The 24,887-nt window shown below is 45.1% G+C and carries 29 protein-coding genes and 3 tRNA genes; 3 read left to right on the top strand and 29 right to left on the bottom strand.

Annotated elements, in window-relative coordinates; all coding sequences use genetic code 11:
- Positions 1–51: 51 nt before the first annotated feature.
- The 5 genes from Q4G98_RS08165 to Q4G98_RS08145 form a co-directional block, all read right to left on the bottom strand.
- Positions 52–654: a hypothetical protein gene (locus Q4G98_RS08165; RefSeq protein ID WP_177561367.1), complete on the bottom strand. Its 603-nt coding sequence runs from the start codon at positions 652–654 to the stop codon at positions 52–54.
- Positions 655–858: 204 nt separating this feature from the next.
- A tRNA-Glu gene (locus tag Q4G98_RS08160) sits at positions 859–933 on the bottom strand.
- Between the two features lie 2 nt (positions 934–935).
- Positions 936–1,009, bottom strand: a tRNA-Gln gene (locus Q4G98_RS08155).
- Between the two features lie 66 nt (positions 1,010–1,075).
- The gene (locus Q4G98_RS08150; protein WP_177561368.1) at positions 1,076–2,290 is read right to left on the bottom strand and encodes a SufD family Fe-S cluster assembly protein; all 1,215 of its coding nucleotides are present in this window, start codon (positions 2,288–2,290) and stop codon (positions 1,076–1,078) included.
- Entirely contained in the window at positions 2,287–3,090 is an 804-nt protein-coding gene (locus Q4G98_RS08145; protein WP_177561369.1) for an ABC transporter ATP-binding protein, read from the bottom strand. Before Q4G98_RS08145 ends, Q4G98_RS08150 begins: the two co-directional genes overlap by 4 nt.
- Positions 3,091–3,300: 210 nt before the next feature.
- Between Q4G98_RS08145 and lgt the strand changes: the two genes are divergently transcribed.
- Positions 3,301–4,116 (top strand): prolipoprotein diacylglyceryl transferase, encoded by an 816-nt coding sequence (gene lgt, locus Q4G98_RS08140; RefSeq protein WP_177561370.1) that lies wholly within the window; start codon positions 3,301–3,303, stop codon positions 4,114–4,116.
- A gap of 65 nt (positions 4,117–4,181) precedes the next feature.
- Here lgt and Q4G98_RS08135 read toward each other — a convergent pair whose 3' ends face one another.
- The 8 genes from Q4G98_RS08135 to Q4G98_RS08100 form a co-directional block, all read right to left on the bottom strand.
- Entirely contained in the window at positions 4,182–5,585 is a 1,404-nt protein-coding gene (locus Q4G98_RS08135; RefSeq protein WP_298564415.1) for an NCS2 family permease, read from the bottom strand.
- A gap of 236 nt (positions 5,586–5,821) precedes the next feature.
- Complete coding sequence (locus Q4G98_RS08130) at positions 5,822–5,968, bottom strand: hypothetical protein (protein ID WP_177561372.1); 147 nt, start codon at positions 5,966–5,968, stop codon at positions 5,822–5,824.
- Positions 5,969–5,992: 24 nt separating this feature from the next.
- On the bottom strand, positions 5,993–6,382 hold the full coding sequence (locus Q4G98_RS08125; protein WP_177561373.1) for a hypothetical protein: 390 nt from the start codon (positions 6,380–6,382) through the stop codon (positions 5,993–5,995).
- Between the two features lie 14 nt (positions 6,383–6,396).
- Complete coding sequence (locus tag Q4G98_RS08120; RefSeq protein WP_177561374.1) at positions 6,397–7,047, bottom strand: hypothetical protein; 651 nt, start codon at positions 7,045–7,047, stop codon at positions 6,397–6,399.
- Positions 7,048–7,180: 133 nt separating this feature from the next.
- The gene (locus tag Q4G98_RS08115) at positions 7,181–8,788 is read right to left on the bottom strand and encodes a glycosyltransferase family 39 protein (RefSeq protein WP_177561375.1); all 1,608 of its coding nucleotides are present in this window, start codon (positions 8,786–8,788) and stop codon (positions 7,181–7,183) included.
- Between the two features lie 81 nt (positions 8,789–8,869).
- On the bottom strand, positions 8,870–10,144 hold the full coding sequence (locus tag Q4G98_RS08110) for a cell wall metabolism sensor histidine kinase WalK (protein WP_298564414.1): 1,275 nt from the start codon (positions 10,142–10,144) through the stop codon (positions 8,870–8,872).
- Positions 10,137–10,814, bottom strand: coding sequence for a response regulator transcription factor (locus Q4G98_RS08105; RefSeq protein WP_177561377.1), 678 nt, complete (start codon positions 10,812–10,814; stop codon positions 10,137–10,139). The genes Q4G98_RS08110 and Q4G98_RS08105 overlap by 8 nt, the downstream gene beginning before the upstream one ends.
- A 152-nt stretch (positions 10,815–10,966) precedes the next feature.
- Positions 10,967–12,370: a sodium:solute symporter family protein gene (locus Q4G98_RS08100; RefSeq protein WP_177561378.1), complete on the bottom strand. Its 1,404-nt coding sequence runs from the start codon at positions 12,368–12,370 to the stop codon at positions 10,967–10,969.
- A 308-nt stretch (positions 12,371–12,678) separates the two neighbouring features.
- Here Q4G98_RS08100 and Q4G98_RS08095 point away from each other — a divergent pair, with 308 nt between their 5' ends.
- Positions 12,679–13,305 carry a TetR/AcrR family transcriptional regulator gene (locus Q4G98_RS08095; RefSeq protein WP_177561379.1) on the top strand — a complete coding sequence of 209 codons (627 nt, stop codon included), beginning with the start codon at positions 12,679–12,681 and terminating at the stop codon, positions 13,303–13,305.
- A 96-nt stretch (positions 13,306–13,401) separates the two neighbouring features.
- Positions 13,402–13,478 (top strand) — tRNA-Arg (locus Q4G98_RS08090).
- A gap of 154 nt (positions 13,479–13,632) precedes the next feature.
- On the opposite strand, the gene Q4G98_RS08085 is transcribed toward Q4G98_RS08090, so the two are convergent.
- From Q4G98_RS08085 to Q4G98_RS08010, 16 genes are all read right to left on the bottom strand, one after another.
- Positions 13,633–14,088 carry a hypothetical protein gene (locus Q4G98_RS08085; RefSeq protein WP_298564411.1) on the bottom strand — a complete coding sequence of 152 codons (456 nt, stop codon included), beginning with the start codon at positions 14,086–14,088 and terminating at the stop codon, positions 13,633–13,635.
- Entirely contained in the window at positions 14,081–14,500 is a 420-nt protein-coding gene (locus Q4G98_RS08080) for a hypothetical protein (protein ID WP_298564410.1), read from the bottom strand. The genes Q4G98_RS08085 and Q4G98_RS08080 overlap by 8 nt, the downstream gene beginning before the upstream one ends.
- A gap of 76 nt (positions 14,501–14,576) precedes the next feature.
- On the bottom strand, positions 14,577–15,209 hold the full coding sequence (locus tag Q4G98_RS08075; protein WP_298564409.1) for a hypothetical protein: 633 nt from the start codon (positions 15,207–15,209) through the stop codon (positions 14,577–14,579).
- 148 nt (positions 15,210–15,357) lie between these two features.
- A complete protein-coding gene (locus tag Q4G98_RS08070; RefSeq protein WP_298564408.1) occupies positions 15,358–15,912 on the bottom strand; it encodes a hypothetical protein in 555 nt (184 codons plus the stop codon).
- 172 nt (positions 15,913–16,084) lie between these two features.
- On the bottom strand, positions 16,085–16,360 hold the full coding sequence (locus tag Q4G98_RS08065; RefSeq protein WP_298564407.1) for a helix-turn-helix domain-containing protein: 276 nt from the start codon (positions 16,358–16,360) through the stop codon (positions 16,085–16,087).
- A 3-nt stretch (positions 16,361–16,363) separates the two neighbouring features.
- The gene (locus Q4G98_RS08060; protein ID WP_298564406.1) at positions 16,364–16,717 is read right to left on the bottom strand and encodes a type II toxin-antitoxin system RelE/ParE family toxin; all 354 of its coding nucleotides are present in this window, start codon (positions 16,715–16,717) and stop codon (positions 16,364–16,366) included.
- 96 nt (positions 16,718–16,813) lie between these two features.
- Entirely contained in the window at positions 16,814–17,053 is a 240-nt protein-coding gene (locus Q4G98_RS08055; protein ID WP_298564405.1) for an RNA polymerase sigma factor, read from the bottom strand.
- Between the two features lie 119 nt (positions 17,054–17,172).
- Positions 17,173–17,604 carry a hypothetical protein gene (locus Q4G98_RS08050; protein ID WP_298564404.1) on the bottom strand — a complete coding sequence of 144 codons (432 nt, stop codon included), beginning with the start codon at positions 17,602–17,604 and terminating at the stop codon, positions 17,173–17,175.
- Positions 17,605–17,708: 104 nt separating this feature from the next.
- A complete protein-coding gene (locus Q4G98_RS08045; protein WP_298564403.1) occupies positions 17,709–17,882 on the bottom strand; it encodes a hypothetical protein in 174 nt (57 codons plus the stop codon).
- A 15-nt stretch (positions 17,883–17,897) separates the two neighbouring features.
- Positions 17,898–18,212 (bottom strand): D-Ala-D-Ala carboxypeptidase family metallohydrolase, encoded by a 315-nt coding sequence (locus tag Q4G98_RS08040; RefSeq protein WP_298564402.1) that lies wholly within the window; start codon positions 18,210–18,212, stop codon positions 17,898–17,900.
- A gap of 139 nt (positions 18,213–18,351) precedes the next feature.
- A complete protein-coding gene (locus tag Q4G98_RS08035; protein WP_298564401.1) occupies positions 18,352–18,504 on the bottom strand; it encodes a hypothetical protein in 153 nt (50 codons plus the stop codon).
- Positions 18,485–18,823, bottom strand: a complete 339-nt coding sequence (locus Q4G98_RS08030; protein WP_301961920.1) for a hypothetical protein — start codon at positions 18,821–18,823, stop codon at positions 18,485–18,487. Before Q4G98_RS08030 ends, Q4G98_RS08035 begins: the two co-directional genes overlap by 20 nt.
- A 9-nt stretch (positions 18,824–18,832) precedes the next feature.
- Entirely contained in the window at positions 18,833–19,078 is a 246-nt protein-coding gene (locus Q4G98_RS08025; protein ID WP_298564398.1) for a hypothetical protein, read from the bottom strand.
- A gap of 13 nt (positions 19,079–19,091) precedes the next feature.
- Positions 19,092–19,706 (bottom strand): hypothetical protein, encoded by a 615-nt coding sequence (locus Q4G98_RS08020; RefSeq protein ID WP_298564396.1) that lies wholly within the window; start codon positions 19,704–19,706, stop codon positions 19,092–19,094.
- A 13-nt stretch (positions 19,707–19,719) separates the two neighbouring features.
- Positions 19,720–20,865, bottom strand: coding sequence for a phage tail protein (locus Q4G98_RS08015; protein ID WP_298564395.1), 1,146 nt, complete (start codon positions 20,863–20,865; stop codon positions 19,720–19,722).
- Between the two features lies 1 nt (position 20,866).
- Entirely contained in the window at positions 20,867–24,883 is a 4,017-nt protein-coding gene (locus Q4G98_RS08010; protein ID WP_301961919.1) for a phage tail protein, read from the bottom strand.
- Positions 24,884–24,887 lie beyond the last annotated feature (4 nt).

Genomic DNA, 24,887 nt, shown 5'->3' with positions numbered 1-24,887 from the left:
TTCAAGAAACAAATCAAAAAAATTTACAGCCGCTGGTTTTAAGCTCAGCTCTTATTTATTATGCAGAGCATCAGATAAATGCTTGACACTTTTTTCCAGCGGTTCGCCCCACTTCTCTGCCATACTCGGATTTTGACCCACAATATTGACCCCGATCATCACTGCTGACCCAATAATTTTGAAGGTGTCGACAAAACCGGTTTTAAAACCACTCCAAAAGCTTTTCCAGCTGCCGCCGGTCACAGCCTCCAGATCTGTATCTGTTAAAGCACTGATCGGTGCGACATCATTCATAAGTGAATCGACTGACTGACAGGCTTTTTCAAAATTTGCCAGGGTAACGTCACCTAAATACTGTTTTAATAAAGCGTAAGCAGCAGCGTTATCATGGGCCGCGGCCAATTTCTCCTGCATCCCCGGTACAGTTTCGATTACATTATGTATCGTTTGCATCATTGTAATAGCAGCTTCATTGTTTTCTGCCAGGGCAGAAAAATCACTGAGCACGGCTTTCAAATCAGACATAGCAAAATCTTCGCCAATAAATTCTTTAAACTTGCTGTAAAGAGCGTCCTGATCCTTGCATTGCAATAACTGCTTCATTTGTTCATCGGTAAGTTGTACAAATTTTTCTTTCAAAACTGTTTTTGTCATTTTCAGCACCTCTTTCAAATGTTTTGGATCAAACAAGATATATTATATATATATTATATCAATGATATTATGCTATAGCAATAAATGCCAAATAATATACTGCATACACACGAACTCCTGGCTTGATTTTTTAAAAATTATTTTTTTAACTGTCCACGAAAAACAAAAACCCTCCGACTAAAGTCAGAGGGTTTAACTACGGCTTGGTAGCGCCAACGAGAATCGAACTCGTGATTTCGCCTTGAGAGGGCGACGTCTTAGCCGCTTGACCATGGCGCCATTGGCTCCGGGACTAGGGCTCGAACCCAGACAAGATGATCCAGAATCACCTGTGCTACCATTACACCATCCCGGAATTGTGCTGAACACAATGGTTATTATAACTCAATTTGCCGCGCTTGACAAGTACTTTTTTTATTTTTTACATGCCCTTATTATAAGTAAAGGTATCAAGCGTGTCGTTGATCTTTTGCGCCAGCGCTTCCGGCAGGCCTTCGATATTGACATTGAGGAAGCCGCGGACGATAGTAGCCGTCGCTTCTTCTTCGTCCATGCCGCGTGCCATCAGATATTCGATCTCTTCCGGCGCGATGCGGCCGACTGCTGCTTCATGGCTGAGCTCGGCATTGCCGGTAAAGGCGTCCAGCTCGGGAATAGCCGAAATATAGCCTTTATCGCTGAGCATCAGGCCGTTACATTCCAGATGGGCCCTGATGCCTTCGGCACGGCCGGTCAGGTTGCCGCGGTTGATGATCTCGCCGCCGGTAGAAATGGTACGGGTCACGATCTCGGCCCGTGTGCCGGGGACTTCCAGCAGCGCTTTGCCGCCGATGTCCAGATGCGATCCTTCCGGCGCCACTAAAATGGAATTCAGCCGGGCGACAGCGCCTTCGCCGACCAGTCTGGTCGTCGGGTACATCTGCACGTCTTTGACTTTTTCCATACACACATAATTAGAAATAAAGTGCCCGCCTGCTTCGATGATCGTTACGCTGCGGGGACGTACGGCAATGTTTTCGCCCCAGCTGTGGATCATGGTAAAGGTCAGTTTGGCATTTTTTTCGACGTAAAATTCGCTGATGCCGATATGCACGCCTTTTTCCACACTGGGATCGCTGGCACAGCCGGAGATGATATTCAGCTCGGCGCCTTCTTCCACGATCACGATATTATGGACGCGCTGCAGCTGCTCTTCATGCCCGATAAAAACACAGGCCTGCAAGGGAGCGGCGATCTTCTGTCCGGCTTTGACACGGATAAAATAGCCCTGCTCCTGCTCTAAAGCAGTTTTGGCGGTGTATTTGTCGGTGTCGGCCTTAACGGCGTTCCACCAGTATTTTTTGACCAGTTCGGGATATTTTTTGGCAGCGGCGCCGGTATTCATCAATTCCAGCGGCAGCTGTGCCTTGACCTCGGCCTCAATAGGAGCGTTATCGACCTGAATAAAGCTGGCGCTGCGGTTTTCACGCTCCAGATCGATACCGACGTGCTCCAGCCGTTCCTTACCGGCTGCGGACAGCTCGGCTGTGCTTTGCACATGCTGTTCATTATTATCGTCAAATTTTTCCAAATCGATATCATTGCCAAAGGCTGCTTTTTTAGCCAGCGCTTCCTGTAATTTTACCTGTTCACTCATTTCATCAACCTCCTGCAGCCGCCATTGACGCATTTTTCGTAGCCGGCTTTGCTGATGCAGCCCAGAACGTCCAAAGGATCGCCGCTGGTACAGCTAAGCGTGCCCTGATATAAAATATGCGCATGCGAAGCGGGCACATATTTTAAAATATGGCCGACATGGGTAATGATCAGTCCGCTGCGCTGACTATTGAGCGGGTTGTAGCTGTCGCAGTCCAGACTATGGGCGCAGCAGGGCTGATCGCAGCCTGCACCGCCGCAGGGCTCGTTATGCAGGATATAGTTGGCAGCCCGCCCTACCAGAGCGATATTTTCTACATCGACGCCGGATTCCGGTTCGTCTAAAAGCAGCAGGTCCGGCTTTTGTGCCATCAGCTGCAATAATTCGGAGCGTTTGAGCTCGCCGCCGCTGAAGCCTTCATTGACACTGCGGTCAAGAAAATCAGCCAGACCCATCCAGCGCGCCATCTGCTCAGTTTCCTGAGGCGTTGCGCCGCAGATCTCGATCATCTGACGCAGCGACAGGCCGCGGATCGTCGGCGGACGCTGGATCATCACGCCCACGCCTAAACGGGCCCGCTCATAACAGGGGGCTTCGGTGATATCATGCCCTTTGAAATAAATTTTGCCGCTTAAAACCTCATAGCGTTCAAAACCCATGATCGTGCCGATCAACGTAGATTTGCCGGTGCCGTTAGGCCCGAATAAAACGTGGACCTCGCCCGGTTTGATATGCAGATTAATATCGTGAAGAATCTGCCGGCCTTGCACGGCGACGGACAGATTTTCTATTTTCAACATAGTTATCCCTCTTTCTGAAATTGATACTGGTTTATTATACCATATAATCCCCCTAAATTCCATACTCTAATCGTAGGAATTAAATCCTCACACTTCCTGCGCAAGATAGAATTTTTAGGCGCACTGTGTTAGAATAATCTTATTCAAAGATTTGGCTAACGGTATCTGCAGCTGCAAATAAAATTTTACCGGCAGGCATTTGGAGGTTCTATGCATCAGTATTTATTCCATATCGGCGATTTTCCGGTCCGTATGTACGGCCTGGTTTTATGTATGAGTATTTTTCTGGCGACCGGCGTTGCATATTTCCTGGCTAAACAGGATGGCCGCTGGCAGCAGCATGTGCTTGACATCGGCATCTACGGCGGCTTTGCCGGCCTTGTCGGCGGGCGGCTTTGGGACGTCTTCTTCTTCGACTGGGATTATTACCAGCATCATCTGCTGGAGATACCCTTTGTCTGGCAGGGCGGCATGGCGATCCAGGGCGGCGTTATTGCCGGCGTGCTGGCAGGTATCTGGTACTGCAAGCGGCACAAGATCGACTGGCTGGCCTTTGCTGACATCGTCTGCCCCGCTATTCTGATCGGTCAGGCTATTGGCCGCATGGCCAACCTGCTGAACGGCGATGCTTTCGGCACGCCTACCGGCGGCAGCTTTGGCCTGTTATACCCGGAAGGGACCCTGGCTTTTAAGACCTATGGCGCTGTGCCTCTCTGGCCGGCCGAGGTCTGGGAGGGCCAGCTGGATATCGTGATCTTTGCTATCCTGCTGTTGTTCCGCACTACCAATCATGCCAAAGGTCAGGCTATGTGCCTGTATGTCATGCTGTACTCGGCTGTACGCTTTAGTCTGGAAATGCTGCGGGGCGATTATGTCGAACCCTTCCTCTTTGGTTTAAAATCGGCTCAGGCTACCAGCCTTGCTTTCTTTTTGATAGCACTGGGCTTTTTCCTCTATTTCGGCTGGCGCGAAAAGCATGTCGAAGCAGCACCGACCATAACTAGTAAAAAACGCGGCAAAAAATAACTTAACAGTCAAAAAACAGGCAGGCGTACGCCTGCCTGTTTTTCATTTTTTTATCAATACAGCTCTTAATAAATCAGCATAAAAGCAAAGCGCAATAAAAACATGACGCTCAACCCGCGCACCAGCAGCGAAACCTCCGGCCATTTACCAACTACAGCTTTAACAAAGCTGTACATAATAAAACCGATCGCGATACCGTCGGCAATATTATAGCCAAAGCACATGATAGTTATTGTTAAATATGCCGGTATAGCTATTTCCAGATTGCGCCAGTCGATGTCGCCGATATCGGAAGCCATCAAGATCCCGACCATGATCAGTACCGGCGCTGTCGCTGCTGCCGGCACCATACCCAGCAGCGGCGCTAAAGACACACTCAGCAGAAATAACAATGCCGTTATCACCGAAGCAAAACCGGTTCTGGCGCCTGCTGCCACACCTGTGCTTGATTCGACATAAGTAGTTACAGTAGAAGTACCAAAAAATGATCCCATGACGGTTGCGGCAGCGTCAGCCAGCAAGATGCGGTCGCCGTCGACGATATTGCCATCTGCATCGACAAGATTGGCCCTGGACGCAGTTGCCAGCACGGTGCCGATTGTATCGAACATATCGGCGATCGTCATGGTGATCATCACCGAAAACAGTGAAAAGATCATGACTCCGACTCCCTGCGATGTATCGAACAGCTGCACAAAACCACTCAGACACTTACCAAAGGTATCGCCAATATCACCGACAGGCATCGTTCCCGGCAGATGCAGCCCCAGCTGCCAGCCGCTGAAAAACTGCAGATAACAGCCCAGCGCAGAAGTAATAATGATGCTGAGCAGCATACCACCTTTTGTACCGCGCAGCAAAAAGCAGATATTCAGGAAAATGCCGATCAGGGCCAGCTTGGTCGAATCGCTGGCAAAAGTCAGAGCAGGAATGATGCTGCTGTCTAACTTCATGCTGTCGCCCAGGGGGATGAAGCTGCCGGGATTAGCGGCAAAGCTCAATAAGGACGCATTTTTTAAGCCGATGTATAAAATAAACATCCCGATACCGATGCCGATCGCTTTTTTCAGATGCAGCGGAATCTCAGCAATGATCCTGCTGCGCAGGCCGGTAACAGAAACCACGACAAAAATAATGCCGGACAGCAAAACTGCCCCTAAGCCCTGCTCCCAGCTATACCCCATCGTACCGCACAGGGTATAGGCAAAAAAGGCATTGATCCCCATGCCCGGTGCCAGGCCAAAAGGCGCATTGGCATACAGCGCCATCAGCAGCGTGCCTGCGGCTGACGCCAGACAGGTAGCCAGCATGACAGTTCCTTTATCCATGCCGGCCGCAGCCATGATCTGCGGATTGACAAAAATGATATACGCCATCGTCACAAAGGACGTGATCCCCCCGATCGTCTCGCGCTGCCAGGTAGTCTGGCGCTCTTGAAATTTAAAAAACTTTGTTACAAAATCATTCATTAGCCGCTTCCTCCGGTCCTTTTTACATTTCACAAACTGTTCAAAGGTTTGCCCTTTTTCTGTCAAATGTCTGTTGTATACTTAAAGCATAGCAAGTGACGAACTTGCTACACCCTTCCCATCAAATTCATCATAAACAGCTTTCCTATGGAGGAACCGTTCGCTACCATCCCCAGCGAACGGTTTTCTCTTTGTCTGCCGAAACTGAAAATAAATGCGTGCTGACCTGCACGCATTTATTTTTTTACATCTTCGCAAACAGCCTTCATGCAGGCTACTAAAGAGCCTTTTTCCCGATGATGGTTGATACATTCACAGCACTTGCCATGCCGCACACAGTTTACCATTTTACAGGTACAGTTGGCTTCGTTGCAATTCGCCATTTTCATTCCTCCTCTAATGCAGTTTCATCTATATCTGCGTAAAGGGCATAAAACCTCAGCATATTTGCCCTTGGCATTCTGCAGGGTAATATTGACCGCCCACATGGGCACCCCTGCATCATCCTCGGTATGCGTACACTGAAACAAACGTTTTGCGCCGGTAAATTTAATAATATCTTCCAGTTCCAAAAGCAGCACCAGATCTTCACGGCTGTAAGCGTCAAGACCTTCGTCCGAAAAAAAGACTGTCGCTACGACAAGCTCATCCATCTGCCAGCATTCCAGAACATAAGGACGCCCGCCAATAATAGCACCTTTATAGTAGCCTATATCCAGCACTCCGTCTGCATCAGGCTCCAGCGGCGAAGGGATATACTCGCTTCTGTTGGGAACAGGGAATTTTATTTCTTGCATGATACTCTCCTTGATCATTTATATTGATTCAGCACTTTTTTACAATATTTGACAAAATCTTTCTTCACATTGGCAGGGCCGGTAAGTTTAGCTTTGCTGCCCAAACCGAACAGCCAGCTGTAAAAAGCCTGGTCTGCAACGACGGTGCCTTCGATAACGCTGGTTGCTTCTTTGCTTTTTTTCACCTTACCTTCAGCAAGGTATTCCAGCACGGCCGGTACCAGCTCGTTACTGCAGCGCAGTTCAATCGGGCATAACAGCTCTGCTTCCTCATATTTCTGCGCTTTCAGGCTTGCCCTTAAAGCCTCGGCCTGATACCTGCTGCCTAAACAGGCCAGCTTCTCTACCAGTTTCTGGGCCTTACTTTTGCCGACAGCAGCAGATTTCAGCACAGCCTCTGCCACCAGCTGCAGTTCAGGCAGTGTAAAAAGCCGGCTGCCGATCCTGTAAATATTGGCCCTGCTGCGCGTAGCAATAATATCCAGGCCAAAAGCCTGCAATGTAGCGATGTCGTCATACAAGCTTTTCCGTTCGGCAGGTATTTCCAGCTCTGCCAATCTTTCGATCAGCTGCTGTACTGTCAGCACATGCTTTTCGTCAGTTTCTTCCAGCAAAATCTGCTGCAGATGCAAGAGCTTTGCTTTTTGGTTTGCTTTTTTTGACATGATTCACACCTTCTTTTCGGAAACGCTTATAGTTTCACTAAATATTATATTAGCCACAAAAACACATTTCCCTGCCGCCATGATGATTTTTTACAAAAAAATACTCTGGCCGCAGCCAGAGTAAGAAATCACTTTAACCTTGCACGATATACCAGCCTTTATTCTCGCCTGCCACCAGCAAATACGTATCGGCATTGTTCATAAAATCACGCATTGATTTTTTCTGCACAACGACTACGTTATCTTTGACAGCGGCATAGCTTTTCAATTCCGCATAGGGCATCACGTTTTTGCTGCTCCAGCTGAAAGCTTTGGGTTTAAAACCTTCGATATCTCCCTGCGGTAAAAGTTTTACCAGTTTTTTGCCGGAATAAAAAACAGCTGAGGTTGGATACGCGCCATACAGGCCTATCTCCTGCTTCTCTGGATACTGAGCCTGCAGCTGCAGCGCCAGCTGTTTGCCTGACCGCAGCTCGCTCAACGGAACTGCCACAGAAGGTATCAAAGCTATATTGAAAAGCAGCGCCATGGCGGCAACAGCAGCTGTCAGGTACTTTTGGTTATAGCTTTTAACAGCATATACCAGGCAGAAACCTGCCAGCGCCGTCAGCAATACAAAAAATTCACCCTGTACGGGAGCCACGCCCCGAAACCGGCACCAATAAACAGCGCCGGCCAAAACAGCATAAAAAATCCCGTGAAACAGCATATAACCACGGCTGAAGACCCTGGAACCATTGACTGCTATATAGCGCCCAAGCAGCAATGCTGCCGGGAACAGCAGCGGATAGGTATAAGTAATATATTTAGTTGCCATATTCTGGAAAAAGAAGAATACCGCTGCAGCCCAGATCACTAAAAAAACAGTCAGATTATCAGGGCGCTGCAATCTGTCCTCTTTGACGAATTTCTGCCACAGACATTGCGGCAGCAGTCCGCTCCAGGGGAATAACGCCAGCAGATTGACCAAAGTATAGTAATAAATGACATTATCGCGCGGATGCTCGGAAACCGTAGCCCGCAGGAAATTATGCGTACCTAAAAAAGTTTTGGTGAACGCGTCGCCATGCAGGCTTATCATTGCCAGATACCAGGGCAGGCCTATAGCTAAAAAAAGCAGGCTGCCGCTGCAAAGCTTCATGTGTTTGATTTCCCGCCAGCCTTTATCGAACGCCAAAAACAGGAACATGATCAGTCCCGGCAGCAGAAAGCCGATCGGCCCTTTAGTCAGCGTCGCCAGAGCCGCGCAGGCATACATCCCATAATAATACTTCTTCTGCGGCGTGCTGTAACCCAGATAAAAGAAAAGCAAGCTGCCGCTGAAAAAGAAAAACAGGATCGCATCGGTGATGACCGATTTACTGATCAGAAAAAATTCTACCGAAGTCAACAGCACTAAACCGCTGTAAAAAGCAGTTTTATCATCAAAAAGCTTTTTCGCACCCCAGACAAGCAGCCCCAGTCCAGCCAAACCAAAACAGGCCGGGAAGAAACGTGCGGCAAATTCAGTAAAGCCAAAGAGCTTAAACCCCAATGCTGTCAGCCAGTAAAAAAATACCGGTTTGTCAAACCAATACTGTCCGTAAATCTGCGGCGACAGCCAGTCTCCCGATACTACCATTTCTTTAGCTGTCAACGCATAATTTGATTCTACCGAATCAGTGATCAATAAAGCACTGTTAAAGACAAATAATAACAGTACTGCGGCCAGCCAGAAAACAGCCCAACTTTTCCTATTCATAAAAAACAACTCCTTGCCTCTATTTCAGCCTTATCATAAAAAATGTGACTGAAAATAACCTGAAACAAGGAGTTATTATTTTTAGCGCTGCATCGTCAGGGGCAGCTTGACAATAAAGCAGCTGCCGCCTGCTTTTTTACTTTCCACTTCGATCGTTCCCTGATGCTGCTCTACGATTATCTTCGCTATCGGCAGCCCCAGACCAAAGCCGCCTTCAGCACGGGTCCTGGCTTTATCGACCCGGTAAAACCTTTCAAAAATACGTTCGATATCTGTAGCGTCAATACCTATGCCTTCATCATCCACCCTGATCACAAGCTGCTGATTATGCCGCAGGGCACTGACTGTGACCGTGCCGCTCAGCGAATATTTGATGGCATTATCGATCAGGATCGTCAGCAGCTGTTCCAGGCGCAGCCGGTTGCCCCAAATGATCAAACGTTCCGGCGGCAGCTGCAGTTCCAGCTTTAAGCCCTTTTGCTGCGCCAGTATACTTAAAGTCCCGGCTGTCTGCTCCAACAGCACATTAAAGTTTACCTGTTCCAGCTTGACCTCAGCGACGCCGGCGTCATTGCGGGCCAGCGACAGCAGGGCAGCGACCAGATTATTCATGCGTTTGATTTCCATACGCATGGTTTTCAGGGTATCGGCAGTAAACTCACTGAATTTACTGTCTGTATCGCCCTCCATACCTTCGGCGGCGATACCCATAACTGTCAGCGGGGTCCGCAGTTCATGCGAGGCATCGGCAACAAATTCACGTTGCCGTTTAAACATTTCCCGGATCGGTTTGATACTGCGCCCGGCCAGGTAATAACCGATACCGGCGCCGCAGCAGATAAAAAACAAACTCATCAGAACAAGCCAGACGACCTCGCCCTGTTCTTCATAATAATAATCGCTCAGATCCTTAAACATATACAAAGTCGCCGCACTGGCAGTTCCGTTCATTATCTGGTCCCGGCCAACGATATATATCCAGAGCCGGTCATTTGCATCACGCAGAGTGAGCCATTTTACTTTGCGGTCCTGCTTCGGCCATTTATCGCGCAAAGCGAATAACTGCTGAGCTACCGGGCTGCCGCTGACCTGATCGTGCAGCACTTCATCTGAACCGGGCTTCAGCATATACGCCAGCTCCCGGCCGACTTCAATAGAGTGATTCGACACCGGCAGCTCACCGCTCTCCACATATTCCTCACCCTCGTGGATGATCAGATCGCGCATTTGCTGCTTTTCATGCGTCAGCACCGAATGGCCTAACAGGATGATGCAGCCGGTCACGATCATCACTACCAGCAATGAAAAAATCCCTGTATAAATAATAGTAAGCTTTAAACGTAATTTATCAAACATCATGTACCTCTAACATATAACCGACGCCACGCACAGTCTTGATCAGGCTCTCCGCTCCGATCGACGCCAGTTTCAAACGCAGTGACCGGATATGCACATCAAGATTATTTTCAGTAACATCGCCGTCAATGCCCCAGATACGCTCTAAAAGCAGCTCCCGCGGCAAAATCTGGCCGATATTGATCAGCAGCAGCTCCATCAGCTTAAATTCCCGCGGCCGCAGCTGTACCTTCTTGTTTTTGTAACCCACGGTATAATCTTTAACAGCCAGGGTCACGCCTTGACAGGCAAAATCCTCCTGCTTGTAACCGCTCTGCCGCCGCACTAACGCATGCAGCCGCGCCAGCAGCTCCGCCATTTCAAAAGGCTTGACCAGATAATCGTCAGCGCCTTCGTTCAGCCCCGCTACCTTATCATCCAGGCTGTCACGCGCTGTCAGCATCAGTATTTTCCCCTGGTATTCCTCTTCACGCAGGCGCCTGCACAAAGTTACGCCGTCCAGCTTCGGCATCATCCAGTCTAATACCAAAACATCATAACCGTCACGATAACACTGCTCGTAAGCCGCTTCGCCGTCTTCCACCCAGTCAGTCGTGATATTTTCTTTTTTCAACAGGCTCTGCAATAACCTGCCCAGATTTTTATCATCTTCTGCTAAAAGTATTTTCATAGCGTTCACCTCTTTTGGCAACTTATACCATATGTATATTAAAATTGGCTGAATTTATGATAAATCCTGCTGTCAGCTATACAAATATTAAATCAGCGGCAGCGAATAAAAAGAGGACGCTTCCGCGTCCTCTGCTATACTCTTGAAGAATTTTATTCAACGGCATCTGCCGCAAGCTTCTTACCAGGCTGCAGCAATGCCACAACCGCATAAGTCAGAATGCAGGCAAACCATTCCATATAAATAACGTTCGGGAAAATGCGTACTGCCGGCACCAGCTGCCACAGGACCAGCATGATAAAGCCAACCAGCAGCGTCCAGAACCCGGCCGCTTTGCAGCTGTAGCGCGGGAAAAACAATGCCACGATAACGATAACGCTGAAAGCCGCCGTCAGACTGAGGCCGATCATAATCGTTCCCAGAATACTGGAAACGCCCATAGCCATACCTAAGGTCAGCACGCCGGAGATCACGATGCACAAACGCATCATCGTCAGCTGTTTGGCATCCGAACACTTCGGATTGATAAACCGTTTGTAAATATCATTAGAAAACAGCGTTCCTGCCGAAAGCAGCAGATTGCAGGCAGTCGATACGTCCGCCGCCCATAAAGCAGCCAGTGTAACACCGGCCAGCGCCGGCTGCAGCCCTACGATGACCTGCGGCAGTGCCAGAGCAGCCTGGGCATCAGGATACATGGATTTGGCACAAATACCCAGCAGCGCCGCCAACACACCTACCGGCAGCATGATGATACCGCCCCAGACAAAGCCTCTTCTGGCAGTTGCGGCGTCTTTTGCCCCCAGCGAAATCTGCAATATACTCTGCAGCGACAGATTGACGGTGACCAGCGTAATGATCCAGCTGGTGATCGTCGTTAAGCCTACACCTTCAGTAAAACTGAACCACGGTACGTTCGCCGGCAAGGTTTTAGCCAGCTCGCTTATACCGCCTACTTTATCAAGCTGGATAAAGGTTGCCGCTACGATGCCAAAATAAATCAAAATTATATTCAGCACATTGGTCAGCGACGCCGACCACATCCCGCCGATAAAGGTGATGCTGATAAAAGTTACCGCACTGACCAGCATACCTGTTTTGAAATCAAAAACTTCCGGCATAATAGCGTGCAGGATACTGCCGCCGGCAATATATTGCAGCGAAATAATTACCAATTGAATAACGATCTGACAGAACACACCTAAAATAACGGCATTCGTACCATGGTGACGTTCAATCAGTTCAGAAATAGTGGTAATATTCTGCTCGCGATATTTTTTCGCCATAAAAATACCCATCACGATCGCGCCTATTGCCCAGGCAATAGTATACCAGCCGGCAGATAAGCCGACCCTGAACGCATGCTCCGAGACGCCGATCGTCGAAGCACCGCCAACAGCCAGGCCAATAATAGTAACCGCGATCAGCGGTGCCGATAACCTGCGGCCTGCCAATGCATAATTTTCCGCATTGCCTTCACTGCGCTTTTTCGCAAACCAGCTGATACCAAACAAGGCAATAATGTAAAGTATCAATATCGCCAAAGAAACTGACATAAGAATACCCCTCCCGATTTTTGGCAATAAAAAACGCCCGCTACTGAGGACGGCCAAAGAGTAACTTTATTGTATGCAAACTTTACAACAAAGTCAAGCAAAACTTGCCTGTTTTCTGGCAAAGCTGTTAAAAGGCAATATATTATAAACATTTGTTTCCGCAGAAAGAACCTATTGGTTTTCCATATAAAACACTTCTTGCACAATAATTTATACAGTGATATAATTAATTGTGTTTGTTTTAGCACTTTTTTGATTATAATTATTAATTTTAACAATTTATTTGTGAATATCGAAACCTAAGGGAGATGATTATCATAGGCAGAAAATCACGCAACACAGATCAGGCTTTAATTAAAGCTGGTATAGAATTAATTGCTCAGGGTAATTACGACCCGACTGTGCGCGCTATTTGCACTCTGGCAAATGTTAATCAGGGTATGTTTGTTTACTACTTTGGTTTTAAAGAAGAATATATGAAAGTTATTTTCCAAAAAATTTATGAAGACTATTTGTCTAAATTACAGAATTATCCCGACAAAAATGCCAAAGCCGTCATTCAACTGCAGCAGATTTTTTACCGTATGACAAAATATTTTATAGAAAACTTCAATACGGCGCAATTTCTGACTGATGCTTTATATCATCACAAAGCTGCTGCCTACTTTACCAATTATAGAGTCCAGCATTTTATTTTTGTCCGGACACTGATCGAACAGGCACAGCGCGATGGCGACCTGTGCAGCGATATGAACAGCTATGAGATCTATACGACCCTGCAGAGTATTCTGATCCAGCCAATCGTCATCAAAAATACTATCCTGCAGCAGCATAAAAACGAACCCCTGATGGATAAACTAAAACTTATCGACGTTAATTCAGAAGACAGTCTGCAAAAAAGACTGCGTGTTGCTTTTAAAGGACTGCGTCCCTAACAGATATCTGCTGACAATATTTTTTTAAAATCAGTTGACATTTTTTCATAATCATATATAATAATATCGTTGCTTAGTAATACAGACAGCATCAATGACTCCGTAGCTCAGTTGGATAGAGCGTTTGACTACGAATCAAAAGGTCGCAGGTTCGAATCCTGCCGGGGCCACCATTGTTTATGCGGCTCTCGATAATTTTCGGGAGCTTTTATTTTTCATCAAAAGTATTTTTGACATCCATTTTGACACCTACATAATCTTATGTTGCTTATAATAAAACTAACTCCCTGCACATGTGCAGGGAGTTTTTGTTTTATTCTTTGCTTTTTAATTGTGATGCTTGCCAGCTCTCCAAAGATAAAAAACTTTACCTTCTGTAGCATCAGGATCTTCAATATACGCTTTAGCAAATTTTACATACTGCCCTGTATCATCACCCCAAATTTTGGAGTAATCACTGTGCAGCATATTAAGCAGATAATACCAATCATACTTATTGACTTTAATCCCGTTCTGTTCCATTACTTTGGTGGTCTCTTCTAATGTCCAATGCTCGCCACTTGTACCATCGACGTTTTTCATTTCAGAGACTGCCTTTTTAGCCAAGTGTTCGTCAAAGTGCGGACCATATACCAGACAATGTAGCTTTTCCATAACGCATTCAAAATCAGCTTCATCATGCGATTTCAGTTTGTGTAAAGCTGCTGCCATCACATAGTCGGCTTCTTTCTCTTTTGCCTCATTGCCGTCGATCATTTTCATGTATTCTTCGTACTTATGCATCCTTGCCCACCGCCTTCTTACCCGCCAAAGCCGCTACAGCATTTTCAGCAGGTGGTGTAGGTGCCGGCAAGCTTGCTACCGTTCCGCAGTTACAGGTGCAAATGTAGCCGTATTCAAAAACAAATGTTGCACTGTCAGCAGCTACCAATAAAGAATAATTACGTCGCGTTCTTACCTGGTTGGCATATAAATGATGCCCGCATTTACGATTTACATTATATAAAGTCGCACCAGTACCGATTTTAATAACTACCGGCATAAGATTTGTAGCAGTAGAAGGAATATCCTGCGCTATCCTAATACAATATCTAACGCAGTTTTCATAAGTGCCGGCAGGAATGGTTAATACCAAATTACTGCCGCTCACTGCTACAGCCGTAGTCAATACAGTTCTGCAATTACAAGTTGCCATTTATAATTCATCTCCTTAAATTAAAACAGGGAAGCGTGACAGCTCCCCTGTTTCTTCGTCACGCATTCAGCGGATATTAGCAGTTACCACAGCCGTTGCATCCATAGCCATTCATAGCCGTATAAGGGCTACAAGTGATATAAGCGGGTTGCGGGAACGGGCGTACTGCATTGATAATGTTGGTAGTTTGAGCAACGTTACCAAGTTGCAGTTGAGCAGCTTGCAGCTGATCACGCAATTCCTGCATTACGTTTGCAGTCATTAACGCGCGAGTTGCTTCACCTTCTGCATGAATAGCGGAAGTAATATCGCAGGTGTTTTTAGCATTTTCATAACGAACCGCATCAATGTTGCGATTAGTTTCGCAGCAGCACTGTTGTGCAGCAAAACTTGATTGAGCGATAGCGGCCTGGACGCCACTAAAGCCTTGACACAGGTCCTGCTGGATGCCAAAGTTTTGATTAGCAAGCTGATTAAAGCCACGATCCAACGTATTATTAAGGTTGGTATAAAGAAATTCATTAGTCAAAGTATTTACAGCACCATTCGCTCCGCCTCCGAAACCACCGAATCCACCGCCGCCCCAGGCAAGCAGGAAGAATAACATTACTACCCACATCCAGCCGCCGCCAAAACCTGCGCCGTCTGCTGCTGCGGTACGGTTATTCAAATCATATACAGGCATTACGCCAGTACCTTCCATAGTCATATAGAACATCTCCTTTAGATTTATTGCTTAAAATCTGCCGGTGGCCACCTTTTAGATTTTAATACCGAATTGAGAAAGCATTTGCTGAGCCTGTTGTGGATCAATACCACGTTGTTTGGCAATATTCATAACAGTCTCTTTTAATTCATCAGGGCTTTTGCCTTTGGCCATTTCCATTGCGCGCCCAAACAGGGGATTGTTCCCCAGCATTTTCTGCATTGCTTCCATTGGGTTTGGATTGCTGCGAAGCTGGTTGAATATTTGCATCATTGTGAACGGATTCATTTGCATTTGGAACCTCTCCTTTCAAATATCTTTCCAGTGATGTAACCTTTTGCTGCAGTGCTTCTACAGTTTCAGCATCAGCATAACGCTTTGGAGCTGCGGCCTGATCATTTGACAGCTTATATGTTTGTATTACCGGCATACCATTGATGTCTATGGCTTTTGCATAAATGCAGTTTTCCGCCGGACAATGAAAATAAGTAAAACTACCATCCAAATCTATCTGAGCGGCTTTTACTTCATCCAAGCTTGCTACAATTCGCCCCTTCATAACCTGCGGCATTGGCTGCATCTGCTGCATAGGAGCAAATTGCTGTTGATATCCTTGTGGCATCTGCTGTTGGAAGCCTGCCGCTAGTCGCTGTTGTGTTATTCCCAGCATAGCTGGATTAACAGGAGCATAAGGATTTACATACATTGTTATCGCCTCCGTTTTGTTTCATACCTGTATTATCTCTAAACTTATGCAGATAAAAACCTCATAATTCGGACATTTTTCAGACAAAAAAATACACCTGTATTAGCAGGTGTATTTTAATTAATGTTATTTTATTTTTGTTTTAAAGAATAAATAATATTATCAATAATTTTTAAATAAACTCTATTTTAAATTTCATTCCCATTCCAGCAGCTAATCTTTGAAGTGTTTTAATTGATGGATTTGCATTACCTTTTTCTATTTTGCTTATATCTGCTTGAGCTATACCTGTTCTTTTTGATAATTCAATTTGAGTAAATCCAGATTTTTTCCTTGCGTCTATCAGAGCCTGGATAATTGTAAATTCGGGCTCTAATGCATCAAATTCTGCTTTTATTTCAGGTTTTTTCAATTCTTCTTTTAAAAAATCTCTAAATTTTCTAGCCATATATTATCCCTCCTCTCTACTAAGATATTCAGCTCGAAATTTTTGCGCACGATCAATTTCAGATTTCGGTGTTTTATCAGTCTTTTTTACAAATCCATTAGTGAGGACAATCTGGCGACCTTTTGCAAAGAAAAATAAAACACGAGTTATATCAGATGAAACCTTTGCACGCAGTTCAAATATGCCGTCGCCAATGGCTTTGGAGTACGGTTCTCTTAAATTATGTCCATTATTTTCCAGCAGCTCTATTGTTCTAAGCATTTTAGCTTCCATCGGTGCATCCAGTCCTTTTAAAAACTCTTCGACCGGACAACTCCCATCCTCCTTCTCATAAAAAACAACTTCAAATCCCTGCATTCCTTCACTGCCTTCCTTTATAGGTTATATCCTATATTTATTATAATGGATATAACCTATGATGTCAAATAAAAACGCTCCAAAAGGAGCGTTTTTTTACTTTTCAAGTATTCGTTTTATTTTTCTATAGCAATCACGTAAATCCCTTTCTACAGTTTTACGTGATATTCCCATCTTTTCGCCAATTTCATAAACCAGCAGATCATCAATAAATCTTAATTCAAGTATTTCCATTTGTCTAGGTGTCAGCTTTACTTTATTAATTACTTCCCAAAATTCATTTTTAGTCGGTATATCTTCAAGCGTCTTCCTGGTCCGCAAACATGACGGTTCCATAAAATCACCAGCCTTAATACTGATAAGTCAACCACATCCCAAATTGATTGTCTTTCCAGTCATATTCTCCGCGAAGGCCTATATACTTATTATTAACAATACGTTTACTTACCCCATAACTAATGCCCCTGATATATTTCTCTACGTCCATCTTCATCCCAATTTCCCGCAGGGCCTCTGGAGCGGATGTTTTTAATGATTTCTGTGTTTGCTGCAGCAAGTCTTCCTGATTCTTCAACAAGGCTTGCTGCTCGATCAACTGCTTCTGCAGCAGTTCTTTCTGCAGTTTGGCTTCGGTCGATGCTTGTTCCGATATTTTCAACCGTTGCCTGGCTGTCTCTAATTCCGTCGTTAATTGTTTGCTGATTTCCAATAGCCTGTTGGAGTTTTGCTCCAACATCGCCAGTTCCGTTTCCGTTATTATATATACCGATTCCTGATTTATTGCTTCTGCCGCCAAGCCAGTTAAAGGCCATAACAATAAAAGCAGCAATAAAACAGACAATAATAAAGTTTTTACTATATTTGATTTGCTTTTCTTCATTTAGCATTTTCACCACCTCAATATTTAACCTGTACGCCGTTTTCTATACGCTCGAATATTAATACTGATTTTAACAATAAAACAGCGTACAAGTTAATTCTGTGGAAATTATTAGAATATATACGCTTTTACCGCAATGCCAAGTACTACTCCAATGATCGTTCCGGCCAGAAAAGATTTTTTACATTGCTTATTAGCATATTTCTGCATTTCCTCTTGCAAATGTGCGTCAAATCCCTTTAAGTCTTCTGTCGTTTTAATAAACCATTCAATAATATTTTTCATTTTCTTCTAACTCCTTTACCATCTTGATGTATAGCCTCGAGTGTCAACATGAATCCAGTTTCCATAATATCCGATGCCTAACTGATCCTCTATTCCCCATGCTTTAGCTGCCGCAATGACCGTGTCTGCCAATGCAGTATCAGTATCGTCCTGCCCTGAAATATGGATGTCAGCTGCACAGCCACGAGTATGGTAACTGCCTACTTCACCGCCACAAGCAGCATTTACTCCATCAGCTACTGTTCTGAAGCCTGATTTAAAGTTGGTGCCATACTCTTCATGGTAACTGGTAGTGTTGATAACCCAATTAGGGTTCCAATCTCTCAGCATATCAAAAATACGAAATAAGTTAGCAGTCTTTTCATCATTTGTACATAGTCGACCATTTTCGTCCCATGCATACTCATTCCTGCTACGTCGCCAGCAATCCCACTCTGTCACGCTCCAATGCTTACTTACATATAATGGGTTATCCATTCTGATCATCTTCTTTCAATTTTTCTATAGCCATACATAACGCTTTATCTTTTCGCCAGTCAGCGCCATATCTCACCCGGCGAGGATCTAAACAGTTGCGTATAGCTTCCAATACCTGTATTGCTTCATCTGTCGTTAAAGTCATTACGCGGCCTTCTTTCGGGTTGTTTTTCATCTTCGTCAGCTATGCCATTGCCGTCTTTATCTACTGTCCCCTTCCTCAACAGGCATAGTACTGTTATAAATGGTGCGCCAGCCATGAGCACAATAATCTCTCTCAACTCTGCCAGCCCAGCCTTATACAGCCAAAACGTAAAATATACCCAAGTGCCGATATACATCAATATCGTCCCCAGTAGCAGACCTATTGCCGTATAAGTCAGCCATAAATTACCGGTAGTTCTTTTTAGTTTAGGCAGTTTATTCAGTCCTGTTTCTATCCACTTTTTTATTTTATTAAACATTTTTATCACTCACTTTATAACCACACCATAAACAGCTACCGCTAATGTCGCCAACCAAGCCAGTAAACTTACGTTTCCGCGGATGCAGCCGCTTTGACATTCTAAGTTTGTTATACGCTCCTCGTGATCGGCAATTTTTTTTTCTTGCTGATCACATTGTCTATTTTTCGCCTCACCCAAGACAACGAGCCTAGTTAGCTCCTGTCCCATTTGATCTAACCGTTCAAAAATTCTTCTAGTATCTCCTTCTGCCATATCAATGCACCGCCTAATCTAATATAATAGCGTCCAGTTCTTCTTTACTCTGGGCTGCATTTACTTCAGCCTGTTTTATCCAACCATTCTGTTTACAAGTGCCTCTGTGAAGACCTAGATCAACATTCCACTGCAATAACTGTTCTTTTGTTAAAAAATATACCTGCTTAATATTTGCATTTTCTGGATATCCTCTCATTGGGTATCCATTGGGGAAATTTTCGTTAAACTTTTCAGGCGAAAGATAGATTGTGTTGAGATCGCTAGAAACTGTGTTTTGTGTATCTCTGTCGCTATCATACCTCACAGGGCTACCGGTGCATCGAGAAGTAAAACCGCCAGTAATTTTATCTGCTGTCCATGCATCAACAAGTTTAAGCTTTTGGGCTTTTAATTCTTCTAACGTAAGTTCTGGTTCCGGCTCCGGATCAGGCATTTTTTCCAGTTCCCATGTCTTCCCATTAAATTTTATAATGTGTCCATCTGCGCTTGATGGTGGCTCAATAGTTGTTGCGTGCGGTGGTATAAGCCACACTTCTTTCCCTTGCAGTTCTGTTTCAAGCGGGTCTAAAAACGCTTCTGACATTGCACTATAATATCCGTTCTCGTCATAATAATATAATTTCATCTTTATTCTCCCCTTAATATTTAATGCAGTAAATTACAGTCATAGCAGGCGGTTGCACAGTAGTACTTGCACCGTAAATGGTGCTGCTACGAGAAGCATCAAAACTGGTAGATACTGCATATTCATCTTCGTTATCATTCCAACCATCGTATCTGTTAGTATTGTTACTTCCTACAAACGCACCACTAATACTAGATTTAAATGCTGAAATATTACCAGTAATATTAGGCAGCCCAGCTTCGTAGTAAGTTCCGGCACCTATGCCGCCCTCTAGGAATCTAGCTACAGTATTAGGCAAATTAAATGTAGTACTACCATCGCCAGCACCATAAGTTGTACCGATTTTACTAAATAAATTAGCGTAAGTAGTACGGCTAACCGCTGCACCATTGCAGTGCATATATCCTTCCGGCACCCCTGTATATGCCACGGCGATTATTGTTCCCACTGGATTGGAGCCTACAATTATATCTTTCGTTCCGTCGAAAGCCACACCGTTTATTGTGCGAGCGGTTTCTAACTTCGTAGCGGTATTTGCATTACCTAGCCACTTCGCAACGCCTTCATGAGTTACCGTTGCGAAAGCTTTATTATTACTTATTAAAGCCATCTTTGAGGTGGCATCACGTATGCTAAGCACATCGTTGTTAGTTCCAATTCTAAATACATGAGGTTGATTTGTGCTTGTATTATAAAATAATCCACCTAAATTGTTTGTACCAATTCTCGCTTGTACTGTCTCACCTGCTGGAGAAACACCAAAACTTACACTACCGCTACTACCTGCCGCTGTGCCGTTTGATACTATAATGTTTGATCTAAAAGTATTCGTAATGTTTTCAACCATCTTAAACGTAACGCTGCCATCACTCACAGTTGCCTCAACCGTTTCAGGCCATTCCGGTTCAGTCGTTCCCGTAACACCAACCGACGTCACTTTTGCAACAGTGTTTGCAGGCATGTTCGGTGATCTGATTATCTGGTTCAGTTTCATTTCTTTTTCAGCCTGCCAAAGACCATCAACCAGACATTCTAAGATGGTATTATTGTTTTTCATCAATTCCTGCAGGTCAGCCTGCGTCGTCGGCGTTGTTTCGCCACTATCACTGGCGTAAGTAAAGTATTTTGCAACGCCTTTTATAAACTTTGGTACTTCCACTTTAAATCAGCTCCTTTTCAAATCCCTGCCATGTTACATCAACCACGCCTGCGACAGGGTTATTATTTATATCCAGCAGTTTTATTCTGCACGGATTGCGGCTGATAATAGCCGTTCTTATTATTACAGCACCGACGGTGCTGTCCTGTACGGCATCAATCCTTACTGCCGTTGTATAGTAATGCGGTGTTTTGATATCCAGCGTCACGCCGTCCTCGGGTACATTAAGGTTTTCAAAATGCTCCTCTCTGTCCGGAACATCAATAAACATATCCATAGTTTTTATTACTGTTTCTTCGGCAACGTTCTCCTGCGCCGAAGCCCTTACTTGAATTGTGTCTCCTGCTCTTACCAAAACTTTACCGGTATAAGGTTTATAGATCGTAGTATCATCCAACCACGCAGGATATTGAGGTTTTTCCCAAGCCGACGCTTCCGGTATGCTCCACACAGGTTTATCACCAACTTTTCTATGTTCAATGGCTGCTGGCCCATCAATTTCATACTGCAGCCAAAACTGTCCGCTGGCAGGTGCTATTGCCTGATAAATAAAGTTAAAAGAGCTATAACGTTCCTGCCATGCCGCCAGTGTCGGTGCTGTCCACGCCTGCACGTTTGAGTTTTGCCAATAATAAACATTCTGCTGGGCGTGCAGTTGTCCATCTGTCCGGACCACGCCGTTATGCACTGTATGCGACCAGTTATCAGCCGTGATATCTACTTTATAAAGCACATTCTCTTCCAGCAGATCGCCAAGGTTCAATATGGCGTAAGTGGGCATATAACTCTCCTGCCCAGCATTATCCACCGCCTTGATCATTACCGTATGCACACCCTGACACAAAGCCTTTGTTTCAAATGGTTGCAGCGTTACAAGTCCCGTATGCAGATCTGTCGCTTTCTCCCATGTCGGATAGCTGCCCTGAATATATTTCAGTTTAAATCCTGCGACATCATTAGGATTTGGATAATTATAAGTCCACCAAAACCGCCGGGTACCGTCATTGAGTTGATCATGGTCAATCAGCAAAACATTAGGCGGTAGCAAATCAACAGTAGCCGCTGGAATAGAGATCACTGTGCCTGTAGAAGTCGACAATCCCAACACCGTAACTACCTTTACCAGATAATCCAGTCCCGGCGTTGTTTCTGTTTCAAAGCTTGTCGATATTGTATCTCCGGCGACAGTCCATGTGGTCCCACCATTAGAAGATAGCTGCACACTGAACTTTGTCGCTGTTGCACCATCAGGCAGCCGCCACGACAGGAACATCCTGCTGTGCCGCGTTTTCATAGGATCGCAGTACAAAACCTGATTACCCTGCAGGTTGATGACATTTACCGCTACATCCTGCTCTGCCGTGCTGTAATCCATTTCAGGAATGTTATAATTTTCTTTATAGACATTTTCATTGTAGATTATAGCTTCGAGCTGTCTCCGCAGATCGCCATCCCTGTTGATAGATTGGATAATAACCGGTACGGTACCGATACTTTCTTCGGCAATATCAAAAATATCTCCAACTGCAGGCGGCTCTGCCACGCTTTGCAAATCGACGATTAACCGCGTATCATCAGCATTAACGGTGATTTGTAAAATGTTAATTTTATAAATATTATCAGTTTCACTGGATCGATACTGAAATCGATACATCTTTGCCGGATCATAGTCCTCCATAAAGGCGCCGCAGGTTATATTCGGACCTTCTACTGCAATAATGCGTCCGCTCGTGCCGTATTTGGTAACGTCATGGCTGATATATACCAAATCGCCAACTGTACAAGCTATGGCATCAATGTCAGTCTTCCATCTGTAAGTACGTGTCAGATATTGATTGCAGCACAGCTGGAATTTGCCCTCACGATAGGCCTGCTCATAGCTGGTAATACCGTCAAACGATACCTGCGTAGTATTATCATAGGCATCCGGATCGTCATAACTCTTGCCGTAAACTACCAGCGTATCGCGTTCATAGTTTTTCTGTTTATTGGTAAAGGTTATCTCCAAAGCATTCGCCCTGTCCGATAACTGCATGAAATTTTCTTCAAAAGTACCCTGAATGATATTACCCATCCCAAACATCTGTGTCGGCTGTTTTGGTCCGTTCCAAATACATCCAAACTTCGTACCAAAGCACAATACCAACCCGCGCCCAATAGGCGCTATTTTTTCATTTACCATATTCAATAAACGTCCGGTAGTATTGATCTCAATGTTGATCTCCAATTTGTATTCTGTGCAGAACTCTGCCCATTCAGCAAATTTGTCATACATCATCAACTCTGCTTTGGCGCCTCTCACTTCAAATTCAAGCTCTCCAGTGTGAATATTTGTTAGTTGTGACGCCTGATGAATAAAGTCATAAGCGGCCCACGCCGGGTTATTGGCTGGTTTTTCTTCATAGGCTTTTGCATATGGATTCCATACCCAAACATTAGCACGTTCTTTCATAAAGGTTAAAGTCGGTGTACCATTCAACTGGCTGGTTGCCAGTGCTTTAATCCCGATCAGCGCCATGTCAGGATAAATGAAGTCATCATAGACAATACCTTCTACCATCGTCCACCAGCATTTCACCCCGTCACGGGTACTGGTCGTGGATGCAGACCTGCCTACAACTCTTACACGCACGTCGTATTCTCCGGGAGCGATATTATCGATGCGGAAGCTGCGGCGCACAGCTGATGATTGTGCTGCTGTTACACGTCCATTTTTAGATACTCCAATATTGGTGCTATAGCCATCACCTTTATCCTGCATTGTTTGTTTATCAAACCTAAATGGCCCGACATTGATACTGCCTGTTTCACCCGGTGAAAATGAGTCGGAATACCAACCGAAAGTACCAGAAATACCAGCAAAAATCCAGACGTCTTTTGCATCTGGCTTCCCAACACTAATCCGCCAATAAATTTGTTTAATAGTATCTCCATCACTATCTGTAGTTTCTGATTTCACCCTATTTACTCTGATCTTCCAGTTTCCAAGTTCTGCAGAATCGTCTATAAGAACGGCGTTGACAGGATTTGACGTTATAAGAGTATAACCGCTGACAATAGGCTTCCATTCGCCACTGCCACGCAAGGCATAATCAGCCGCCAAATCAACCCATGCATTAACCAGGTTACCGTCGTCATCAGCATGATATAGTCCCTGGCTGAATTCGATATCAATAATTATTCCCTGTGTAGCGCTTCCGGTAACAACATCTTGCCGCCACTCACCTTCAAGTTCATAGCCAAGACTTTTTGTAGACCTGATATCGTTGAAATTGTCGATGATCGCCTGATCATTGATTCCCGGTCGTATATCCAGTTTCACGCCTTCATAATTGCCAATATCATTATCATTCAATTTGATTTCTGTTATTTCCAGCGGCCCGCTTCCGGCAGCGATCAGCCAGTTCAAATACTGATCGTTATTATCGTTATCCACAAATTTCGCTATGCTCTGTCCACCGCTTTTGACCTTGCCATATGTAAGCTGCTCTGGATTGTTCTGCCCTTCCATAGTCTGGATACCGTTCCAGCTATAAGTCGCCTCACTGCCTTCGGTATTATATTTTCCTACATCCACTTTACCGGCAAACATTTTTGATACCAGACTGCCGCCCAGAAACATAACCGCTGCTGCCGCAAGATAACCACCTACCGCGGCCCATCCAGAAGCTGCTGCAAGGCCTCCCCAAAATGATCCGCCTGCCGCCAAACCACCAACGCCAAAAGATACTACTGACAGCGCCACGGCAGCGATCAAACCCAAAACACTTTTGCCGCCTTTGCCAACTACAGGTGACATCACTATAAAATCACCCGCTTTGGCTGCGCTGCTAAAGTCTTCGACAACATAACTGTTGACAGTTACTCTAAAGCCGTCACTGCCGGCATAGATCGCCTCATAAGCACTTATACAGTCCTGCAGTGTTTTATGTTCATCAGGTGCCAGCAGATGTACTTCCCTGTTCTCATCAGGCTGGAACGGATTGCGGACAATGACTACTCTGATCTTGTCATTCATACCG

It is taken from the genome of uncultured Phascolarctobacterium sp. (genome assembly GCF_958349595.1).
Classification (GTDB): Bacteria; Bacillota; Negativicutes; order Acidaminococcales; family Acidaminococcaceae; genus Phascolarctobacterium.
The sequence above is the reverse complement of the archived record's forward strand: the minus strand, read 5'-3'. Positions and strand labels throughout refer to the sequence as shown.